General features: G+C 66.1%; 2 protein-coding genes. Both read left to right on the plus strand.

Annotated elements, in window-relative coordinates; translation table 11 throughout:
• The first annotated feature begins 63 nt into the window (after positions 1 to 63).
• Complete coding sequence (locus tag ABD256_RS44120) at positions 64 to 354, plus strand: transposase (RefSeq protein ID WP_344432392.1); 291 nt, start codon at positions 64 to 66, stop codon at positions 352 to 354.
• Positions 351 to 1,235 (plus strand): IS3 family transposase, encoded by an 885-nt coding sequence (locus tag ABD256_RS44125; RefSeq protein WP_344432393.1) that lies wholly within the window; start codon positions 351 to 353, stop codon positions 1,233 to 1,235. Before ABD256_RS44120 ends, ABD256_RS44125 begins: the two co-directional genes overlap by 4 nt.
• Positions 1,236 to 1,267: the final 32 nt, after the last annotated feature.

The following is a 1,267-nucleotide window of genomic DNA, read 5'->3' on the forward strand; positions in this document are numbered from 1 at the left end:
TGAGGTTGCCCCTGTGAACCGGTCACCCTGATCCCAGACGCTGGTCTGGGGAAGGATGTCCCTGTGTCACGTTCGTCGAAGTATCCGGAGCAGTTCCGCAAGGACGCGGTCGAGTTGGTTCGTTCCTCGGATCGTCCGTTGCGTCAGGTCGCCCGCGAGCTCGGGGTGAACCATGAGACCCTGCGTAACTGGGTCAAGATCGCTGAACGCGCCCAGGCGAAGCCGTTCAACGCGGCCTCGGCGGTGTCGGAGGACGAGCTGCGTGCGCTGCGCAAGCGGGTGGCGGAACTCGAGTTGGAGAAGGAGATTCTCCGTAAGGCAGCCGCCTATTTCGCCAAGGAGATGGGTCGTTGACCCACAGCTACAGGTTCATCTCCGAACACCGCGCCACCTTCGGCGTCGCCCGGCTGTGCCGAGTCCTCGATGTTCGTCGCCCTGGGTTCTACGAATGGCTCGCCGCGGCCCCCGCACGGGCCGAACAGGCCGCCCGGGACGACCAGCTGGCCGCGGAGATCGTCGAGGTCCACGCCGAGCATCGTGGCGCGTACGGCCGTCCGCGGGTCACCGTCGAGCTGCGTCGCCGTGGCCGGCGGGTCAACCACAAACGCGTCGAGCGGATCATGCGCGAGCGCGGGATCACCGGCGTCACCCGGCGCCGGCGTCGCTCGCTGACCAAGCAGGACACGGCCGTCGCACCAGCACCGGATCTGATCGGCCGGGACTTCACCGCCGACGCGCCTGGCGAACGGTTCGTCGGCGACATCACCTATCTGCCCACCCAGGAAGGCTGGCTGTATCTGGCTACCGTGATCGATCTGTACAGCCGGGAAGTGGTCGGCCACGCGATGGCCGGGCACATGCGCGCGGAACTGGTATGCAACGCGATCACTCTCGCCACCGGCCGAGGCCTGTCCAGCGCGGACGCGGTCTTTCACTCCGATCGCGGTACCCAGTACACCTCGGCCGAGTTCCGCGGCACGCTCGACGCTGCGGGCATCCGTCCGTCGATGGGGCGTGTCGGCTCGTGCTACGACAACGCGGTCGCGGAGTCGTTCTTCGCCACCCTCAAAACCGAGATCGGAACTCAGGTCTGGGCCAGCCGAGATGACGCCCGACGAGCCGTCTTCGCCTACCTCGGCTACTACAACCACGACCGTCTACATTCGACACTCGACTACCGAACACCCCACGAAACCCGCATAAGCTATCGTCAAGACCTCGCACTCGCGGCATAAAGCCCGGTGTCCGGTTTCCGGGGGCAACCTCA

This window comes from Amycolatopsis minnesotensis (assembly GCF_039529815.1).
GTDB classification, from domain to species: domain Bacteria; phylum Actinomycetota; class Actinomycetes; order Mycobacteriales; family Pseudonocardiaceae; genus Amycolatopsis; species Amycolatopsis minnesotensis.